The following is an 18,532-nucleotide window of genomic DNA, read 5'->3' on the forward strand; positions in this document are numbered from 1 at the left end:
AGAATAAAAAGCAGCAAACCAATAAAAATAAGACGTACCGACTCTGACATAACAAAAACAACACGGCAGAGACGCAGCTAACAGATTTTTTTGGAGAAGGTGTGCTTTTCAGGGTGCTCTCAGGAGTGACCCGCAACCGGGCAGAGAACAATAAAACTACCTTCAGGTAGCTCCCGAATCGGTTGGATCGTTTAACGAGAAAGCAGATCAGCGCTCAAAAAAATACGTTTGCTCTTGACCCCGGATGGGGGTCGCCAAAAACAGCGGTAAAGGGCCACGGTTGCCAAAAACAACAACAGACCGACCCTCAATAATAAAAAAGAGCACGCGACGACAAAATTAAAGGGGAGCCTCGGCTCCCCTTTGTGCTTTCTGCGATTCCTCTTTCCAACACCGCCCATTCCCCTGTGGGAGCGAGCTTGCTCGCGAAAGCGGTGTGTCATCAACAAAGATATTGGCTGACCTGACGCCTTCGCGAGCAAGCTCGCTCCCACAGGGGTGGTGGTTACCGTTCGATTGTTTTCAGTTCTTGGATGCTTATTTCGCGCATCCTGAATTTCTGAATCTTACCCGTCACCGTCATCGGAAACTCTTCGACGAACTTGAAGTGCCGTGGCGTCTTGAAGTGCGCGATGCGTTCCTTGCACCAGGTTTGCAGCTCCAGCTCCGAGGCGTTGTGGCCGGGATGGAATTTGATCCAGGCGACAATCTCTTCGCCGTAACGCGAACACGGAATGCCGATCACCTGCGCATCCGCCACCGCCGGATGGGTGAAGAAAAACTCTTCCAGCTCACGCGGATAAACGTTCTCGCCGCCGCGAATGATCATGTCCTTGTTACGCCCGGCGATGTTGACGTAACCCTCCTCGTTCATGCTCGCCAGGTCGCCGGTGTGCATCCATCCTGCTTCATCGATGGCTTCAGCGGTGGCTTGCGGGTTTTGCCAATAGCCGAGCATCACGCTGTAACCACGGGTGCACAGTTCGCCGATAGTGCCGCGCGGCACGAGGTTGCCGGCCTCGTCGATGATCTTGCTTTCCAGTTGCGGCTGGGTGCGGCCGACGGTGGTCACGCGCAGTTCCAGTTCATCGTTGGGGCCGGTTTGCAGCGACACCGGGCTGGTCTCGGTCATGCCGTAGGCGATCTGCACTTCGCTCATGTGCATCTCGCTGATGACCCGGCGCATCACTTCAATCGGGCAGGTGGCGCCGGCCATGATCCCGGTGCGCAGGCTCGACAGGTCGAATTCGGCGCGTTGCGGCTGATCGAGCATGGCGATGAACATGGTCGGCACGCCGTAGAGGCCGGTGGCTTTTTCTTCGGCGACGGTCTGCAGGGTCAGCAACGGATCGAACGCATCGTTGGGGTAAATCATCGTGCTGCCGTGAGTGACGCAGCCGAGATTGCCCATGACCATGCCGAAGCAGTGATACAGCGGCACCGGGATCACCAGGCGATCGTGCGGGGTCAGGCCGATGCTTTCGCCAACCATGTAGCCGTTGTTGAGGATGTTGTAGTGGCTGAGGGTCGCGCCTTTGGGGAAACCGGTGGTGCCGGAGGTGTATTGAATGTTTACCGGTTGATCGAAGTGCAGGCTGTTGCTGCGTTCGTTGAGTTGTTGCGGGGAGATGCTCGCGGCCATATCAGTCAGTTGCGACCACGGCAGGAAACCTGATGGCGGTTTCGCGTCGAGGCTGATCACGCCGCGCAATTCTGGCAGGCGCTCGCTGCGCAGTTGGCCAATGGATTGTTCGGCCAGTTCTGGCACCAATCCTTGCAACATGCCGTGGTAGTTCGACGACTTGAACGCGCCGGCGCAGACCAGCCATTGGCAGCCGGATTGTTTGAGCACGTATTCCAGTTCGGAGCTGCGGTAGGCCGGGTTGACGTTGACCAGGATCACACCGATTTTCGCCGTGGCAAACTGGGTGATGCACCACTCAGCGCAGTTCGGTGCCCAGATGCCGAGGCGATCGCCGGCCTGTAAACCCAGGGCGAGCAGCGCTCTGGCGTGCACGTCGACGGCATCGGCCAATTGCCGCCATGAGTAGCGCAACTGCTGATGGCGCACGACGAGCGCTTCGCCGTCGGGGTATTGCGCGACGGTGTGATCGAACTTCTGCCCGATGGTCATCGCCAGCAAGGCTTTGTCCTGTGAGCCACGGGTGTAGCTGCGCTGCGGGTTTGCACTGGGTTGATCCATGACGACCCCTATTGTCTTTATTTATGGGTTGCCGACGGTCACTTGTAGGAGTGAGCCTGCTCGCGATCTCGATCCATTAGTCAACACTTACGTCGACTGACACGACGCGATCGCGAGCAGGCTCACTCCTACAAAAACTAATCAGCTTTCAATCTTGAACTGCCCCTACTCTCGCTCAAGTTGACGTTAACGTAAAGGGTGATTGACAGCTATTCGTCACAGGCTTACGTTAACGTAAAGGTGAGAGCCGAGTGACCGCCCTCCCCACCCTACAAAAAAGCCAAAAGGTGACCCATGAGCTATCCATCCCTGAATTTTGCCCTCGGTGAAACCATCGACATGCTGCGCGATCAGGTTCAGTCCTTTGTCGCCAAGGAGATCGCCCCGCGTGCGGCGCAGATCGACAGCGACAACCTGTTCCCCGCCGACATGTGGCGCAAATTCGGTGACATGGGCCTGCTCGGCATTACCGTGCCGGAAGAGTACGGCGGTGCTGGCCTCGGTTACCTGGCACACGTCGTGGCGATGGAAGAAATCAGCCGTGGCTCGGCTTCGGTGGCGCTGTCCTACGGCGCGCATTCCAACCTCTGCGTCAACCAGATCAACCGCAACGGCAACCACGAACAGAAAACCAAGTACCTGCCGAAGCTGATCAGCGGCGAGCACGTCGGCGCATTGGCGATGAGCGAACCGAATGCCGGTTCCGACGTGGTTTCGATGAAATTGCGCGCCGACAAACGCGGCGACCGTTACGTCCTCAACGGCAGCAAAACCTGGATCACCAACGGCCCTGACGCCAACACTTACGTGATCTACGCCAAGACCGATCTGGAAAAAGGCCCGCACGGCATCACCGCATTCATCGTCGAACGCGACTGGAAAGGCTTCAGCCGCAGCAACAAGTTCGACAAGCTCGGCATGCGCGGCTCCAACACTTGCGAGCTGTTCTTCGATGACGTCGAAGTGCCGGAAGAAAACATCCTCGGCGTGCTCAACGGCGGTGTGAAAGTGTTGATGAGCGGCCTCGATTACGAGCGCGTGGTTCTCTCCGGCGGCCCGACCGGGATCATGCAGTCGTGCATGGATCTGATCGTGCCGTACATCCATGACCGCAAGCAGTTCGGTCAAAGCATCGGCGAGTTCCAGCTGATCCAGGGCAAAGTCGCTGACATGTATACCCAACTCAACGCCAGCCGCGCTTATCTCTACGCGGTTGCGCAGGCTTGCGAACGTGGCGAAACCACGCGTAAAGATGCCGCTGGCGTAATCCTTTATACCGCTGAGCGCGCCACACAAATGGCCCTCGACGCGATCCAGATTCTCGGCGGTAACGGTTACATCAACGAATTCCCGGCGGGCCGTCTGCTGCGCGACGCCAAGCTGTACGAAATCGGCGCCGGCACCAGTGAGATCCGTCGCATGCTGATCGGTCGCGAACTCTTCAACGAAACGAAATGAATTTCGTCAGCTGCGAGCTGCAAGTTTCAAGCTGCAAGAGAACAGCTTTAACTTGCCGCTCCAAGCTTGCAACTCGTAGCTGCTTACGGAGTAAGCCATGATTCTGCATACACAGCTCAATCCTCGTTCAGCGGAGTTCGCCGCCAACAGCGCGGCGATGCTCAAACAGGTCGACGCCCTGCACACCCTGCTCGCCCAAGTGGCGCAGGGTGGTGGCGCGAAAGCTCAGGAGCGTCACACCTCGCGCGGCAAATTGCTGCCGCGTGAACGCATCAACCGTTTGCTCGATCCGGGCTCTCCGTTTCTGGAAATCAGCCAACTGGCCGCCCACGCCGTCTATGGCGAAGACGTGCCGGCGGCCGGTGTGATTGCCGGGATCGGCCGGGTCGAAGGCGTCGAATGCATGATCGTCGCCAACGACGCGACGGTTAAGGGTGGCTCGTACTATCCGCTGACTGTGAAAAAACATCTGCGCGCACAAACCATCGCTCAGCAGAATCGTCTGCCGTGCATCTATCTGGTCGACTCCGGCGGCGCCAACCTGCCGCGTCAGGACGAAGTGTTCCCGGATCGCGAGCACTTCGGGCGGATCTTCTTCAACCAGGCCAACATGAGCGCGATGGGTATTCCGCAAATCGCCGTGGTCATGGGCTCGTGCACTGCGGGCGGCGCTTACGTGCCGGCGATGGCCGACGAAGCGATCATGGTGCGCAATCAGGCGACGATTTTCCTCGCCGGCCCGCCGTTGGTGAAAGCCGCGACCGGTGAAGTGGTCAGCGCCGAAGACCTCGGCGGGGCCGACGTGCACTGCAAGATTTCCGGGGTCGCCGACCACTACGCCGAGAGTGACGAACACGCCCTCGCCCTCGCCCGCCGCAGCGTTGCCAACCTCAACTGGCGCAAGCTCGGTGAAGTGCAGCAGCGCGCACCGATAGCGCCGCTGTATGCCAGCGATGAGTTGTACGGCGTGGTCTCAGCGGACGCCAAGCAGCCGTTCGACGTGCGCGAAGTGATTGCAAGACTGGTCGACGGTTCGGTGTTCGATGAGTTCAAAGCGCTGTTCGGCACCACGCTGGTCTGCGGTTTTGCGCATCTGCACGGTTACCCGATCGCGATTCTGGCGAACAACGGCATCCTCTTCGCCGAAGCCGCGCAGAAAGGCGCGCACTTCATCGAACTGGCCTGCCAACGCAACATTCCACTGCTGTTTTTGCAGAACATCACCGGCTTCATGGTCGGCCAGAAATACGAGGCCGGCGGTATCGCCAAGCACGGTGCAAAACTGGTGACCGCTGTGGCGTGCGCCAAGGTGCCGAAGTTCACCGTGATCATCGGCGGCAGTTTCGGCGCCGGTAACTACGGCATGTGCGGCCGCGCTTACGATCCGCGTTTTCTGTGGATGTGGCCGAATGCGCGCATTGGTGTGATGGGCGCTGAACAAGCGGCCGGCGTGTTGGTGCAGGTCAAACGCGAGCAGGCTGAACGCAGTGGCCAAAGCTTCAGTGCCGAGCAGGAAGCCGAGATCAAGCAACCGATCCTCGACCAGTATGAAGAGCAGGGTCACCCCTACTATTCCAGCGCACGGCTGTGGGACGACGGCGTCATCGACCCGGCGCAGACCCGCGATGTGCTGGCCCTGGCCCTGTCCGCGTCGCTGAACGCGCCAATCGAACCGAGCCGCTTCGGCGTGTTCCGGATGTGATTCGATCCTGTAGGAGCAAGGCTTGCCCGCGAAGGCGATGTGTCAGTCACATCAATGGTGGAATGACCACTTTCGCGGGCAAGCCTTGCTCCTACAAGAACCGTGGAGACGGATGAAAATGAGCGACTTCAACACCCTCGAACTGCAAAACGACCCACGCGGTTTCGCGACGCTGTGGCTCAACCGCCCAGAGAAAAACAACGCGTTCAACGCCGAGATGATCCGCGAACTGATCCTCGCCCTCGACAAAGTTGCAAGCGACGCCAGCCTGCGTTTCCTGCTGGTGCGCGGGCGTGGCAAGCACTTCAGCGCCGGCGCCGATCTGGCGTGGATGCAGCAATCGGCCGAGCTCGATTACCACACCAACCTCGACGACGCCCGCGAGCTCGCCGAGCTGATGTACAACCTCGCCAAGCTGAAAATCCCCACCGTGGCCGTGGTGCAAGGCGCGGCATTCGGTGGCGCGCTGGGTTTGATCAGTTGCTGCGACATGGCGATTGGCGCCGACGACGCGCAGTTCTGTTTGTCGGAAGTGCGCATCGGTCTGGCGCCGGCGGTGATCAGTCCGTTCGTCGTACAAGCCATTGGCGAACGTGCAGCGCGGCGTTATGCGCTGACCGCTGAACGTTTTGGCGGTCAACGGGCACGGGAAATCGGTTTGTTGTCCGACAGCTATCCGGCCGCTGAACTGGAGCAACAGGTCGAACAGTGGATCAATAATCTGCTGCTCAATAGCCCCGCTGCCATGCGCGCCAGCAAGGATTTGTTGCGTGAAGTCGGCAACGGCGCGTTGACCCCGGCGCTGCGCCGCTACACCGAAAATGCCATCGCTCGCATCCGCGTCAGTCCGGAAGGTCAGGAAGGTCTGCGGGCCTTTCTGCAAAAACGTCCGCCGAGCTGGCAAGCCGAAACCACCACCAAGGAGCCGCGTTGATGAGCGCACCTGTTCTCACCACCCTGCTGGTGGCCAACCGTGGCGAAATCGCATGCCGCGTGATGCGCACCGCCAAAGCCTTGGGCCTGACCACCGTCGCCGTGCACAGCGCCACCGACCGCGAGGCGCGGCACAGCCGTGAAGCGGATATCCGCGTCGATCTCGGCGGCAGCAAAGCGGCTGACAGTTATTTGCAAATCGACAAACTGATCGCGGCGGCAAAGGCCAGCGGCGCGCAGGCGATTCATCCGGGTTACGGCTTTCTATCGGAGAACGCTGGGTTTGCCCGCGCGATAGAAGCGGCAGGGCTGATTTTCCTCGGCCCACCGGCCTCGGCCATCGACGCGATGGGCAGCAAATCGGCGGCAAAAGCGCTGATGGAAACTGCCGGCGTGCCTTTGGTGCCGGGTTATCACGGAGAAGCGCAGGATCTCGAGACCTTCCGTGCTGCCTGCGAACGCATCGGTTATCCGGTGTTGCTTAAGGCTACGGCCGGCGGCGGTGGTAAAGGCATGAAGGTTGTTGAAGAGGTCAGCCAGCTCGCCGAAGCACTCGCCTCCGCTCAGCGTGAAGCGCAGTCGTCGTTCGGCGATTCGCGGATGCTGGTGGAGAAATATCTGCTGAAACCGCGTCACGTCGAAATTCAGGTGTTCGCCGATCAGCATGGCAATTGCCTGTACCTGAATGAGCGTGATTGCTCGATTCAGCGGCGGCATCAGAAAGTCGTCGAAGAGGCGCCGGCACCGGGCCTGTCCGCTGAACTGCGGCGGGCGATGGGCGAAGCGGCTGTGCGTTCGGCGCAGGCGATCGGTTATGTCGGCGCCGGCACGGTGGAGTTTCTGCTGGATGCGCGTGGCGAATTCTTCTTTATGGAGATGAACACGCGCCTTCAAGTTGAACACCCGGTGACCGAGGCGATCACTGGTCTGGATCTGGTCGCCTGGCAGATTCGCGTGGCGCGGGGTGAAGCGCTACCGATCACCCAAGAGCAGGTGCCGCTTAACGGTCATGCGATCGAAGTGCGCTTGTATGCCGAAGACCCTTCGAATGATTTTCTGCCGGCCACCGGGCGTCTGGATTTGTATCGCGAGTCTGCTGAAGGGCCAGGGCGTCGAGTGGACAGCGGGGTTGAGGAAGGTGATGAGATTTCGCCGTTCTACGACCCGATGCTCGGCAAACTGATTGCCTGGGGCGAGGATCGTGAACAGGCGCGCCTGCGTTTGTTGAGCATGCTCGATGAATTTGCGATTGGCGGGTTGAAGACCAACATCAACTTTCTGCGGCGGATCATCGCGCATCCGGCGTTTGCGGCGGCGGAACTGGATACCGGGTTTATTCCGCGCTATCAGGAGCAATTGCTGCCTGCGCCGAGCGAATTGAGTGACGGGTTCTGGCAGGCGGCGGCGCAGGCGTTTGCGCAGAGTTTGCCGAGCGTTGTGCGGGCGGATGATGCTGCTTCACCGTGGTCGCGGAACAGCGGATTGCGCGCGGGTTTGCCTCGGGAAATTACCCTGCATTTGAGTTGCGAGGGGCAGGATCGGGCGTTGACGCTGGGGGCTGGCGGTGATGCAAAACTGCTGGGCGATTCGCTGGTTGTTGAACACGAAGGCGTGCGTCGGACCTTGCGGGCTATTCGTCAGGGTGATGCGCTGTATCTGCAATGGGAAGGCGAGTTGCGTCGCGTCGAAGCTTACGACCCGATCAGTGCGGTGGAAGCCAGTAACAGTCATCAGGGCGGTCTGACGGCACCGATGAACGGCAGCATCGTGCGGGTCTTGGTCGAGGCCGGGCAAACGGTCGAAGCCGGTGCGCAACTGGTGGTGCTGGAAGCGATGAAGATGGAGCACAGCATCCGTGCGCCGCATGCCGGGGTGATCAAAGCGCTGTATTGCCAGGAAGGTGAAATGGTCGGCGAAGGCAGCGCTTTGGTTGAACTGGAAGCAGTGTGAATAAACAGACCGATCCTACGCCTGGCGAGGATCGGTCTGACTAGAAGCGCGCCGTTGCCTGCACCACCACGCCGAGGATTCGACACTCCTCGGTGAACAAGGCTTTCGGCCACGTCGGATTGAGCGGTATCAGGTAACGCTGGCCGCCCTCTTCGTCGAGCTTGCGGAAAATTGCTTCATGGCTGTCCGACCACTGGGCGATCACCAGTTTGCCGGGCACTGCCTCTGCCTCCGGATCGACCAGAATCAACATGCCTTCAGGGATGCTCGTGCCTTTGGGCGCGGTCATCGAATCGCCTGACACCCTCAGCCAGAACGCGGCGCCGCGAGCGTGATAATCCGTCAGCTCGAAGCGTTGCCTGTCCTCGTGTTTGCCGTAGGGCTGCGGCGCACTTTCCCGCGCTTGCAGTGGCGCGCTCCATTCGCTCACCGGGTAGCGAAAGTAAGGGTTATATTTCTGCGTCAGCGGCATGTCGTCGTTCGCCACGGGCTGCGGCTCGCGAATGACCATCGCCACTTCGAGAAAATCCATGCCCAGCGCTTGCAGCACGCGGTTCATCTCCGCGACGCCCGGTTCACGACGTTTGTTCAGCCAATGGCCGATGCCGCCCTGGGACATGCCAACACGCTCTCCGAGCTCCGTTTGAGTGATTTTGAGTTCACTCATTTTGGCCTTGACCAACTCAATCCATTTATCCATGTGCGGCACCTTACGCGTGACGCCTTCGGCCAGCAAAACACAAATTGTCGTATTTAAATTCTGGTCACAACTACGCATCGTACTATGCTGACAGCACGGACAGTTAATCAAACAAGGAGTGACCTTTCATCATGAACATCAGCAGCAAAGACTTGCCCGACCTGCAAATGGACACCACGTTCACCTCGCCCCAAGGCAACGCCGCCGCGCAACGAGCGCTCGATTATTACTTGAAACCAACTGTGTCGACACCCGAGGTCGATGAGCGTTTTTTCGACGTCAACCGTCATGTCAGCGGCGAAGAAGCACTGGTACACGCCTCCGACCTATTGCGCTGCGCAGCCGCCACCGCTTTCAAGGCAGCAGAAAACCTGCAAGGCGCGAGTCGCGATCTGGCATTTTCAGTGGTGCACATGGTGGATATGGCGCGGGCGATGGTCGACCACTCGCTGGATGGCGATGAAGTCTGAGGAACGGGGGTTCGAACGGACAGGAAAGAATTTTCCAATCGCGCAGATAAAAACATTTGACTTGCAAATGATAATGATTATTATTGCATGCAGCTGGTCGCGAGATCAGTCGATGGACCAGAGACCTTAGGTCGGTCTTCTGGACTATCTCCTCATCAGGCTAATCACGGTTTTTGACCCGGATTTTTTCCGGGTCTTTTTTTTACCCGTTTTTCGGGCTTGTGGCTTCAGGCTAATGAAGTCTTTAGGTGCTGCAAATTCGATGGCGCGGATAATATCAAAAGAATATCGATTGGCAAGCCAAGCCCGGCCACATTGGGGCAAACTAACGACAAATAGCACTTGAGAATCAATCGCATAATCTCTAAGCTGCCTCCGCGTCATGGAGGACGCCCCCCGCCACAACCCCGCAATTCCCCTCGGTTTCAGCCCAATCTTGTGTAAAGTATCGGCCATAACAATCCTGATCAGGAACCGATATGACCGTGGCCAAATCTTCGTTCGACATCAGCGCCAATTTCGACAGCGGCAACATCCAAGTCATCGACATCAGCAATCCGCTCAGCCCGGTTCTGGCTATCCGCCCGGACACGCGCAGCGCCCATTTTCAGTGGTTCCACTTCAAGGCCAGCGGCTTGCACGTCGGTCAGGAACACTGGTTCCGCCTGAACAACGCCAGCCAGTCCTCGTACAACAAAGCCTGGGATGGCTATCAAGCCGTGGCCTCCTACGATCACGTCAACTGGTTCCGCGTACCAACAATTTTCGAAGGCGATTGCTTGCGCTTCTGCCTCGAAGCCACGCAGACCCACGCCTGGTTCGCCTACTTCGAACCGTACAGCCGTGGCCGTCACGACTGGCTGATCGAGCAGGCGCTGACCAAGGCCGGCACTGAACTGCTCGCCACGGGCAAAAGCGTCGAAGGCCGCGACATCCAGTTGCTGCGCAAAGGCAGCGGCGCTGAAGGCCAGCGCAAAGTCTGGATCATCGCCCAGCAACACCCCGGCGAGCACATGGCCGAATGGTTCATGGAAGGCATCATCGAACGTCTGGAACGTCACGAAGATCCGGTGCTCAACAAGCTGCTGGCCAGCGCCGATCTGTACCTGGTGCCGAACATGAACCCGGACGGCGCTTTCCACGGCCACCTGCGCACCAACGCCATGGGCCAGGATTTGAACCGCGCCTGGCAGAACGCCAGTCAGGAACTCAGCCCCGAGGTACTTTTCGTACAGCAGCAGATGGAAAAGTACGGCGTCGATCTGTTCCTTGACGCACACGGTGACGAGGAAATCCCTCACGTGTTCACCGCCGGTTGCGAAGGCAATCCGGGTTACACGCCGCGCATCGAGAAGCTTGAAGAACACTTCCGCAGTCACCTCAAGCACACCACCAAAGACTTCCAGACCAAGTACGGCTATGTTCGCGACGAACCGGGCCAGGCCAACATGACCCTGGCTTGCAACAGCGTCGGCCAGAAATACGACTGCCTGTCGCTGACCCTGGAAATGCCGTTCAAGGATCACGACGACCATCCCGACAAAGAAACCGGCTGGTCGGGCAAACGCTCGAAACAACTGGGCAAAGACGTGCTGACCACCATCGCCGACATGGTCGACACCCTGCGTTGATCCCGTGCTCTCCCCGCAAATAAAAAGATCGCAGCCTGACTGCGATCTTTTGCTTCAGGCCGTAGCTTTACGCGCCGGCCCGCCCCCTGACTCGATCAATGACGATCGCGACCGCGCAACATGCTGTCGAGTACTTCATCGCGGCGCACCCAGCCATGAAACAACGCCGCCGCCAGGTGCAGCAGCACCGTCAGAAACAGCAGGTACGCCAGATAACCATGGGCCTTGCGCAGCAACGCAAACAACTGCGCATCGGCCGGCACAATCGACGGCAACTGCAGCGTGGTGCTGAGCATCACCGGTTCACCCGAGGCGCTGATCATCGCCCAACCGAGCAGCGGCAACACCAGCATCAACGCGTACAACAACAGATGCGAAGCCTTGGCCGCCAATACCTGAAAGTCCGGCAGATCCGCTGGCAAAGGGGGTTGGCGCGTGGTCAAACGCACCAGCAGACGCACGACAACCAATACCAGAATCGCAATGCCCAACGGCTTGTGCAGATGGATCAGCCATTCATGCCGCTCTGAAACAGACGTCACCATGCCCGCGCCAATAAACAGCATGGCGATGATCATCAGCGCCATCAGCCAGTGCAGCAGTCGCGCCAACAATACGAAATGCGTCGGTTGAGTTCTCATGGGCGAGCCTCCTGTTTGGCGGCGGGCAACTGGCTGACTTCGCTGGTTCGACGCAGGTAGGAATCGGCGTACCCGGCGGAGCGCGCGGCGAGCAACGGATCGGCGGTGCCTTGAATCCCGGCCGGCAACACCAGCGGGTCGTAGTTGATGTCGCGGCACTCGCCACTCAGTTGTGGCTGGGTTTTCTCCAGCACCAAGGTGCCGGCGTTGACCACTTTGCGCCCCGCCGGCCAGGTTTTACTGGCGTCGTTGACCGGATCCTCAGGATTGGCCAAGGTGATATTCAACTGAAACCGCAGCGGTGCGGCGGCCAGTTTTTGCACCAGATCTTTCTCAAGAAAATCGCCGCCCTCAGGTGCCGTCGCCCCCGCTGCATCCTGCGCCAACGGCGTCATGCTCCAGCGCACCGCCTGCTTTTTACCGCTGGCGTCGACCAGATAAAACGCGTTGACGCTGTTATAGGTTTCCGTGGCGTAACTGGCCGACGGCTTGGCGGTCTTCACCCACGTCAAAAACGGCACCGCTTCCGGGTGCGAGGCGAAAAAGGCTGGCACCTTGCTCGGATCCGGTTTGCCCGTCGCAGGATCCGGCGACTGCGCCTGTTGCAACTGATAAAACGCCTCGGGCGTGCCGACCGGGAACACCGGCATGCTGTTCATCCCGGTGCGCCACTGCTGCCCGTTGGCCTGAGTGAAACGCAGCGCCAGACTGCGAATCGGCACGCTGCTGTCCGGCGCATAAGGGTTGCCCGCCGGCAGTGCGAAACGTCCGACCACCGGGGTACTCGGATCATTGAACACCTGGGCGGTGGAGAACACCCGCGCCTCGCCGCTGCTCTCGAAATGGCCGATCACGCAGACGCCTTTGGCATGATTACGGCGAAATCCCGGATGCACGCCGTTGTTCTTTTCCAGCACATCGACCAGCGCTTTCGGCGTCAGACGCTGTGGGTCAAAGTTGCCATGCACGTAGGCAAACGCCCCGGCTACGGCGGCGACCACCACGGCGATGCCGCCTAGACGCAAGATCAGGCTCGCGGCACTCAAGGGCGGGCGCTGCGGCCTTTCGGGCGGGGCAGCGTTGGGGGATGAGCGATCAACCATGAACGACTCCAGGGCCATCGGCCACGAGTAGGAAGAATCAGCAAGACGCGCCCCGTCGCGGTTTATTCCACGGCCCGGTATTTATTTTTCCGAACGTGGAATAACCTGCCACGGCGGACGTCTCCCTAGTCCACAGCGTAGTGACTAGCAGAACTTCATGAGCGAATTCGACGAACAGTTGAGAGAAATCATTCCCAGATTGCGCCGCTTTGCCGTGTCGTTGACGCGCAACAGCAGCAGCGCTGACGATCTGGTGCAGGCGAGCCTGGAGCGCGCCCTGTCGAGTTGGGGCGATAAACGTGCCGACGGCGACTTGCGTGCCTGGCTATTTGCGATCCTCTATCGGCAGTTTCTCGACGCCCACCGCCGCTCCCGGCGCTATGCGCGGATGCTCGAATTTTTCACCGGACGTGACGACGCCGAACCCTCGGTCGAACGCACAGTGATCGCCCAATCGACCCTGCAAGCCTTCGACCGACTGCCGACTGAACAGCGCGCCCTGCTGCTGATGGTCTCGGTCGAAGGCCTGACTTATAAAGAGGTCGCCGAGATTCTCGGCGCCCCGATCGGCACCGTGATGTCGCGCCTGTCCCGCGCCCGCCAGGCCTTGCGCCAACTCAGCGACGGCGAAATCAGCAGCCCTTCTTTGCGGATACTCAAATGATCAGCCTGCCTCCCAGCGAGCGTGATTTGCACGCCTACATCGACCACCAGCTCAGCGACGCCGACCGGCGTGTGCTGGAAACCTGGCTGGCCGCTCACCCGGATGAAGCCGCGCAAGTGCGCGCCTGGCAACAGGACGCCCAGCAACTGCGCGCGGCCCTCAGCGGCGCGTTGCAGCAACCAGCCAATCCGGAGCTTGACCCGGCGCTGATTCGTCAGCGCCGCCAACGCCAGTCACGGCGCCATCTGGCCAGTGCGGCGATGTTGCTGATCGCGGTCAGCATCGGTGGTTTCAGTGGTTGGCAGGCACGGGAAATGACCCTTGTGCGTTCTTCGATGTTGCCGATGACCGACGCCCTTCAGGCCTATCGATTGATTGCCCAGCAAGGCATGTTGCCGGCGGATTACAAGGTCGACAGTGACGGCGACATGCAGCGTTGGCTCGATCGATATTTCAATCAGGCCAGCCGTTTGCCGGATCTGAAAGCGGCCGGGTTTGAACCGGTCAGCGGGCGCCTGCTGAGCACCGACGAAGGCCCGGCGGCGATGGTGTTGTATGAGGATGGCAGCGGGCACAAGGTGAGTTTCTACGTGCGCCCGCCGGGGCCGAAGAACACCTTTTTGCCGCGCGGTAGCCGCAGTGACGGGGATTTGCAGGCTGAGTACTGGTCGGGTGGCGGGTACAACTATGCGGTGGTGAGCCCGATCGAACTCAAGCCATCACTGCCATTCTGATGTCATGTAGGAGCTGCGGCACGCTGCGATCTTTTGATCTTGCTTTCAAAAAGTCAGGGGCAAAAGATCGCAGCCTCGTTTCACTCGACAGCTCCTACAGAGGTACGCTGCTTCAGAAACCGACGTCGAGCACTACGTTATCCAGATACGTGCCTGCCGGCGGCGTGGTCTGGTCGGTGTAGATTTTTGCGTTGTAGTTGAAGATCTGGCTGCCTGTGCCCAGTCCGTTGCCGGGGTTGACCTCGGCATCGGTGCTCGACCGACGTGCCGTGCCGACACTGCCCCAGCGCGTTGTGCCGGCGCTTTTGAAGATGTCGTAGGCCAGATAATTGCTGCCGGAAATCATCCGCCGCCGCCCGCCCACGCTCACTGCATTCTGCCCGTCGCTCAAGCCCACGGTGTAAGCGCTGCCCTTGGTGCACGCCAGATTGATGGTCTGCCCGCTCACCGGCGTGAATGCACTGATCACTGGCGCGCTGCCGAAAGCGATGTTCGGCGCGGTGATCGTGCAGTCATTGGACACGGTCAGGTTCACCGTCAAAGTAGTCGTAGCGTTGTTGATATCGCGGCCGATGCAGATCGCCCCAATGCCGATCCCCGAACAGTAATTCCAGTTCCAGAAAATGCTCAGCGTCTCGGTGTAGACCCCGGCGGCGACGTTGCTGCCAATGGTTGTGCCCAAATACAGCGGCACGGTTTTCGGCGTCGTGCCGTTGAGCAGGCCCAAGGCATCAATGATGCCGTTGCGGGCGAAGTCATAAGCGGTGCCACGGGTCAGCGGGTAGCTGGTGCTGTTGTTGGCGTAAATCGTGTAACTGATGACGTCGCCGGTCGGCCCGACCAAACCGCTTTGGGTCGAAGACACGGTACCCCAGAAATGGTCGTTGCTGGTCAGCAAGGACAGCAGCGATCCGGTGCAGCTCAACCCGCCATTCAATGTCGAACTGGGTTGAGAGGTGGTGCGCACGGCGATCGAACTGATCGAACCGAACGACGCTGGGGTCGTCCCCACCACCGAGCACAACGCCTGCGCCGCCCCCGGCAGCATCAGCGCGAGCCACAAAAACATCCGTGCAACAGTCATTGGCACACCAGCGGGCCGATCAGCGGCACCTGGTTCTGCTGCATATCGACCGGGAATTGCACTCGACAGGTGCTGCCATCGGCCAGCGTCACTTCCAGCGAATTCTGCGCTTCGAGATTTTCCAGATAGACCAGACCGTCCCAGCCCACCACCGTCCGCGCACCACTCTGCTCGTGCAGCACACCCGCGCCCAACGGCAGTTCGCGTTTCTGCGCGTCGACCAGCACGATGCTCGCGGCAATCACCCGCGTCAGCGGAAACTCCAGCAGATAACCACTGCCACGCCGCACGGCAATGCGCTGTTCGACGTTGGGGCTGCGCACATTTGGCGGCAGGTTGAGCGGATCGATCTCGTATTTGCCGCGGTAATAGGCGCTGCTCCACGGCACCAGCAAATGGCCGTTCTTGTCCGTCTCGCCGACTTGCTGATTTTCGTAGCGCACCGGAATGTTGGAAAAGCCTTCAGTGCTGACCACGACAAAAGCATCGTCGATGCGGTTGGCGGCGAACACCTGCTTGTCCATCCACACCAACGAACCACTGGCATCGGCCCAACGGGTTTCGGCGTCGGACGAACCGTAAACCCCGGCCTGCAACTGCACCGATTGTAGACGCCAAGTCACGTCGGCCTGTCGATAGTCCGGGCCATCGCCCTTGGCGTAACCCAAATTGAAACCTACGCCGCCCTCGGTCGGCACCGCCCGGCTGTAGTTGACCCGCTGCTGGCTCTGCCCGGTTTTGCTGCGCTCGGTGCTGATCGCCAGGCTGCCGCGTAAATCGAACGGAATCACCACTTGCGCCTGCACCGCCCAGTTGCTGTCGCCGATCTCGCGGTTGGCTGACAGGTAGAAACTGCTGTTGCGCCACAGCGGTTTGCTCCAGCTCAGATTGAGCAATTGCGTGCGTGAATCGTCCGCCGCGCGCACATCGAAATAGCCAGCGCCGAGGCTGCCCCAGCGGTCGAGGTTAACGCTGAGGGTCGCCTGTTCACTGCGCCGACTGAGACTGATGTAGGGCGTGTCGACCACGGTCAGATCGGCGTATTGATCGTGGCGTTGCAGGCGCTGATAAGAAAAGCTGAAACGCTGATTGCTGTACTGATAGCCGAGGCTTAATTGCTGACCGCCCTCGCCGTCGAAACGGCTCTGGCTCATGGCGCTGTTGAGCACACCGAAATTGCCCAGCCGCAGATTGCCGCCGAGGCCACCGAGGGTCAGCGAATCGGAGGCTTCAGCGTGACTTTCCAGGGTAAAGCTGTCGCTGACGCCGTAGCGCAGGCTGCCGGAGGTTACGCCCGGGCCGTAGTTGAAATCCTTCAAAGCGTAATCGCGACGCAGGGAACCGGCGGCCACGGAAAAATCGCTCAAGCCTTTTTGCAACAAGCTGCTGGTGACATAGAACGGCACCGTGGTCGACACCTGTCGACCCAACGCATCCGTGGTCACCACCACGGCTTCGCCCGCGCCGTTGATGAACGGAATGTTGGTCAGCGTGTACGGCCCCGGTTGCAGTTCGGCACTGCTGGATTTGTAGCCGTTGATAAACAGATCGACCGAGGACGGCACCGCCGCTTCGCCAGCAAATTGCGGCAACGGATAGGTGACCAGATCCGGGCGCACAGCGAAATCACGCGAGAACTGCACGCCACCGAGACGCACCGAACTGCTCCAAGGCAAGGCGCCGCTGATCACGTCGCCGGCTTCGTAAGTGAGCATCCGCTCGTCATCGGAATAACGCCAGGTGGTGTCGTAACGCAGGTAACCGTTGTCCAGCGTGCTGACTGAATCACCGGACAATGTGCGTCGATATTGCCCGGTGTTGGACAACGTGCCCCAACTGTCGAACAGGCGCACTTCGTTCCACGCCGCTAAATAGGTGCCGGCATCGTCGGTGTCGTTGAGGTAGAGGTCATAGTTGAACAACGCGCCGAAACTGCTCAGCGCCGGAGTGCGCGGATAGGCCTGGCGATTACCGATGAACTGTTCTGGCAGCCATTCCGGCGGCACGTTGAGCAGCAAGCGTTGACCGACGCTGTCGTACTCGCTGTGCAGACCGGGCAGGCTGTCGAGGTCGACTTCAGTGCTGATGTTTTCAGGCAGTTTCATACCGGTTTCACGCAGCGCCGTGGCGGGTAAAAACAGGCGCCCGCCGCGCTGCTGCACCGCCACCACTTGCCCGGTATTCATCTGGTTGACCACCAGTTCGAGAAACAACTGTGCATCGCTGACGGCCTCCATGCCGCTGGGCGGTGGCGGCAGTTCGCCGGCCCCGGACGGTTGAACGAACACCAGGCAGCACGCGCCGGTGAGATGCCACAACGGACGCTGAATACGGCGAGCCCATCCTCGGCTCATACGCGCTTTACGTCCGTCAATGGACTGAATCCTCCTGATACTGCGGGTGGCCATGACCACTTTCACTGTGGTCAGTGAACCCTGTGGCACTGGTGAATCCCTTTGCCATGACACCGAATCAGCCCATTCATTTCGCCGGGGTAATGCTCTGCACCTGCGCCCCGCCATTCACCCGCACCTGCAACGCCGAATCCCCCGCCAGCCCTCCCGGTGCCGGCCAGCGCATCACCGCGCCTGGTAGCACGTAGCCGAGCAAGCCTTCCGCCAGCGGTTTGTTCTGCCCACCCTGTTTGATCGCAACATCTGTCAGCCGCGCATGCACCGCGCCCTGATTGCGCACTTCGACATACGGCCGGCCGTCCACCGCCACCGTGCGCCAGGTCAATTGTGGCAAACCAATCCCCTTGGGATCGCGCTGGCGGGTGCTGTCTTCTTTGCTCCACAGACCGGCGCCGTAAGCGAACAGCGGTACCGAATAGCGCATCTGAAAACGAATCGCCGCCGCTGTTTTGCCACCTTCAGCACTGGGCGGTTGTGCGGACGGGATTTCGTCGATGATGATTCGGTAGGCCAGTTCCTGCCCGGGCGGCACGTCCTTGGTGCGGGTCAGACGCACCAGTTGTTTCTGACCCGGCTCGATCTTCGCCACCGGCGGGCTGCCGATCACATCGCGCTGGTTCTGGTATTGCTCCTCGTACCCGTTCTGGCTCCAGCCGAACACGCGGATCTGCAGGTTGGCGGTTTCAGTGCCGCGATTTTCCAGCCACAACGCGCTGGCCTGTTGATCAGCCTCCAGCACCGGATCGATCGGCCAGATCAACACCGAACTGGCGGCGTGCGCATAACCTGTCCCGAGCGTGAACAGCGCCAACACCGCGCGCCGCATGAACGTAACTGCCCCCATA

Annotated in this window: 16 protein-coding genes; 8 read left to right on the top strand and 8 right to left on the bottom strand. The window is 59.9% G+C overall.

Going from position 1 to position 18,532, the window contains the following annotated elements; all coding sequences use genetic code 11:
• Positions 1–505: 505 nt before the first annotated feature.
• Positions 506–2,203: an AMP-binding protein gene (locus AD669_RS16670; RefSeq protein WP_053121703.1), complete on the bottom strand. Its 1,698-nt coding sequence runs from the start codon at positions 2,201–2,203 to the stop codon at positions 506–508.
• 294 nt (positions 2,204–2,497) lie between these two features.
• On the opposite strand from AD669_RS16670, the gene AD669_RS16675 reads away from it, so the two are divergent.
• The 4 genes from AD669_RS16675 (at position 2,498) to AD669_RS16690 (ending at position 8,246) form a co-directional block, all read left to right on the top strand.
• The gene (locus AD669_RS16675) at positions 2,498–3,661 is read left to right on the top strand and encodes an isovaleryl-CoA dehydrogenase (RefSeq protein ID WP_053121705.1); all 1,164 of its coding nucleotides are present in this window, start codon (positions 2,498–2,500) and stop codon (positions 3,659–3,661) included.
• Between the two features lie 97 nt (positions 3,662–3,758).
• Positions 3,759–5,363, top strand: coding sequence for a carboxyl transferase domain-containing protein (locus AD669_RS16680; RefSeq protein ID WP_053121707.1), 1,605 nt, complete (start codon positions 3,759–3,761; stop codon positions 5,361–5,363).
• Positions 5,364–5,481: 118 nt separating this feature from the next.
• Positions 5,482–6,297, top strand: a complete 816-nt coding sequence (locus tag AD669_RS16685) for a gamma-carboxygeranoyl-CoA hydratase (RefSeq protein WP_053121779.1) — start codon at positions 5,482–5,484, stop codon at positions 6,295–6,297.
• Positions 6,297–8,246, top strand: coding sequence for an acetyl/propionyl/methylcrotonyl-CoA carboxylase subunit alpha (locus AD669_RS16690; RefSeq protein WP_053121709.1), 1,950 nt, complete (start codon positions 6,297–6,299; stop codon positions 8,244–8,246). Before AD669_RS16685 ends, AD669_RS16690 begins: the two co-directional genes overlap by 1 nt.
• Positions 8,247–8,286: 40 nt before the next feature.
• Here the strand turns inward: AD669_RS16690 and AD669_RS16695 are convergent, their stop codons facing one another.
• Entirely contained in the window at positions 8,287–8,946 is a 660-nt protein-coding gene (locus AD669_RS16695) for a LexA family transcriptional regulator (protein WP_053121711.1), read from the bottom strand.
• A gap of 131 nt (positions 8,947–9,077) precedes the next feature.
• Here AD669_RS16695 and AD669_RS16700 point away from each other — a divergent pair, with 131 nt between their 5' ends.
• Positions 9,078–9,416, top strand: a complete 339-nt coding sequence (locus AD669_RS16700; protein ID WP_053121713.1) for a DUF6124 family protein — start codon at positions 9,078–9,080, stop codon at positions 9,414–9,416.
• Between the two features lie 144 nt (positions 9,417–9,560).
• Here the strand turns inward: AD669_RS16700 and AD669_RS16705 are convergent, their stop codons facing one another.
• The gene (locus tag AD669_RS16705; protein ID WP_053121716.1) at positions 9,561–9,872 is read right to left on the bottom strand and encodes a hypothetical protein; all 312 of its coding nucleotides are present in this window, start codon (positions 9,870–9,872) and stop codon (positions 9,561–9,563) included.
• Between the two features lie 23 nt (positions 9,873–9,895).
• On the opposite strand from AD669_RS16705, the gene AD669_RS16710 reads away from it, so the two are divergent.
• Positions 9,896–11,047, top strand: coding sequence for a M14-type cytosolic carboxypeptidase (locus tag AD669_RS16710; protein WP_053121719.1), 1,152 nt, complete (start codon positions 9,896–9,898; stop codon positions 11,045–11,047).
• 95 nt (positions 11,048–11,142) lie between these two features.
• On the opposite strand, the gene AD669_RS16715 is transcribed toward AD669_RS16710, so the two are convergent.
• Positions 11,143–11,688, bottom strand: coding sequence for a cytochrome b (locus tag AD669_RS16715; RefSeq protein ID WP_053121720.1), 546 nt, complete (start codon positions 11,686–11,688; stop codon positions 11,143–11,145).
• Entirely contained in the window at positions 11,685–12,791 is a 1,107-nt protein-coding gene (locus tag AD669_RS16720) for a catalase family peroxidase (protein ID WP_053121722.1), read from the bottom strand. The genes AD669_RS16715 and AD669_RS16720 overlap by 4 nt, the downstream gene beginning before the upstream one ends.
• 157 nt (positions 12,792–12,948) lie before the next feature.
• Here AD669_RS16720 and AD669_RS16725 point away from each other — a divergent pair, with 157 nt between their 5' ends.
• Together AD669_RS16725 and AD669_RS16730 are read left to right on the top strand one after the other, a co-directional pair.
• A complete protein-coding gene (locus tag AD669_RS16725) occupies positions 12,949–13,455 on the top strand; it encodes a sigma-70 family RNA polymerase sigma factor (protein WP_053121724.1) in 507 nt (168 codons plus the stop codon).
• A complete protein-coding gene (locus AD669_RS16730) occupies positions 13,452–14,189 on the top strand; it encodes an anti-sigma factor (RefSeq protein ID WP_053121725.1) in 738 nt (245 codons plus the stop codon). The genes AD669_RS16725 and AD669_RS16730 overlap by 4 nt, the downstream gene beginning before the upstream one ends.
• Before the next feature lie 112 nt (positions 14,190–14,301).
• Here AD669_RS16730 and AD669_RS16735 read toward each other — a convergent pair whose 3' ends face one another.
• The 3 genes from AD669_RS16735 to AD669_RS16745 form a co-directional block, all read right to left on the bottom strand.
• Positions 14,302–15,273 carry a spore coat U domain-containing protein gene (locus tag AD669_RS16735; protein WP_053121727.1) on the bottom strand — a complete coding sequence of 324 codons (972 nt, stop codon included), beginning with the start codon at positions 15,271–15,273 and terminating at the stop codon, positions 14,302–14,304.
• The gene (locus tag AD669_RS16740; RefSeq protein ID WP_053121729.1) at positions 15,270–17,627 is read right to left on the bottom strand and encodes a fimbria/pilus outer membrane usher protein; all 2,358 of its coding nucleotides are present in this window, start codon (positions 17,625–17,627) and stop codon (positions 15,270–15,272) included. The genes AD669_RS16735 and AD669_RS16740 overlap by 4 nt, the downstream gene beginning before the upstream one ends.
• A 127-nt stretch (positions 17,628–17,754) precedes the next feature.
• Positions 17,755–18,531, bottom strand: coding sequence for a molecular chaperone (locus AD669_RS16745; protein ID WP_053121731.1), 777 nt, complete (start codon positions 18,529–18,531; stop codon positions 17,755–17,757).
• Position 18,532: the final 1 nt, after the last annotated feature.

The sequence above is a fragment of the Pseudomonas sp. P1.31 genome, assembly GCF_001269815.1.
Classification (GTDB): Bacteria; Pseudomonadota; Gammaproteobacteria; order Pseudomonadales; family Pseudomonadaceae; genus Aquipseudomonas; species Aquipseudomonas rustica.

Coding starts and splice junctions, on each gene's coding strand:
- AD669_RS16700 (WP_053121713.1), top strand. CDS start 9,078: ATGAACATCAGCAGCAAAGACTTGCCCGACCTGCAAATGGACACCACG.
- AD669_RS16710 (WP_053121719.1), top strand. CDS start 9,896: ATGACCGTGGCCAAATCTTCGTTCGACATCAGCGCCAATTTCGACAGC.
- AD669_RS16690 (WP_053121709.1), top strand. CDS start 6,297: ATGAGCGCACCTGTTCTCACCACCCTGCTGGTGGCCAACCGTGGCGAA.
- AD669_RS16680 (WP_053121707.1), top strand. CDS start 3,759: ATGATTCTGCATACACAGCTCAATCCTCGTTCAGCGGAGTTCGCCGCC.
- AD669_RS16695 (WP_053121711.1), bottom strand. CDS start 8,946: ATGGATAAATGGATTGAGTTGGTCAAGGCCAAAATGAGTGAACTCAAA.
- AD669_RS16705 (WP_053121716.1), bottom strand. CDS start 9,872: ATGGCCGATACTTTACACAAGATTGGGCTGAAACCGAGGGGAATTGCG.
- AD669_RS16720 (WP_053121722.1), bottom strand. CDS start 12,791: ATGGTTGATCGCTCATCCCCCAACGCTGCCCCGCCCGAAAGGCCGCAG.
- AD669_RS16675 (WP_053121705.1), top strand. CDS start 2,498: ATGAGCTATCCATCCCTGAATTTTGCCCTCGGTGAAACCATCGACATG.
- AD669_RS16670 (WP_053121703.1), bottom strand. CDS start 2,203: ATGGATCAACCCAGTGCAAACCCGCAGCGCAGCTACACCCGTGGCTCA.
- AD669_RS16725 (WP_053121724.1), top strand. CDS start 12,949: ATGAGCGAATTCGACGAACAGTTGAGAGAAATCATTCCCAGATTGCGC.
- AD669_RS16715 (WP_053121720.1), bottom strand. CDS start 11,688: ATGAGAACTCAACCGACGCATTTCGTATTGTTGGCGCGACTGCTGCAC.
- AD669_RS16745 (WP_053121731.1), bottom strand. CDS start 18,531: ATGGGGGCAGTTACGTTCATGCGGCGCGCGGTGTTGGCGCTGTTCACG.
- AD669_RS16735 (WP_053121727.1), bottom strand. CDS start 15,273: ATGACTGTTGCACGGATGTTTTTGTGGCTCGCGCTGATGCTGCCGGGG.
- AD669_RS16730 (WP_053121725.1), top strand. CDS start 13,452: ATGATCAGCCTGCCTCCCAGCGAGCGTGATTTGCACGCCTACATCGAC.
- AD669_RS16685 (WP_053121779.1), top strand. CDS start 5,482: ATGAGCGACTTCAACACCCTCGAACTGCAAAACGACCCACGCGGTTTC.
- AD669_RS16740 (WP_053121729.1), bottom strand. CDS start 17,627: ATGAGCCGAGGATGGGCTCGCCGTATTCAGCGTCCGTTGTGGCATCTC.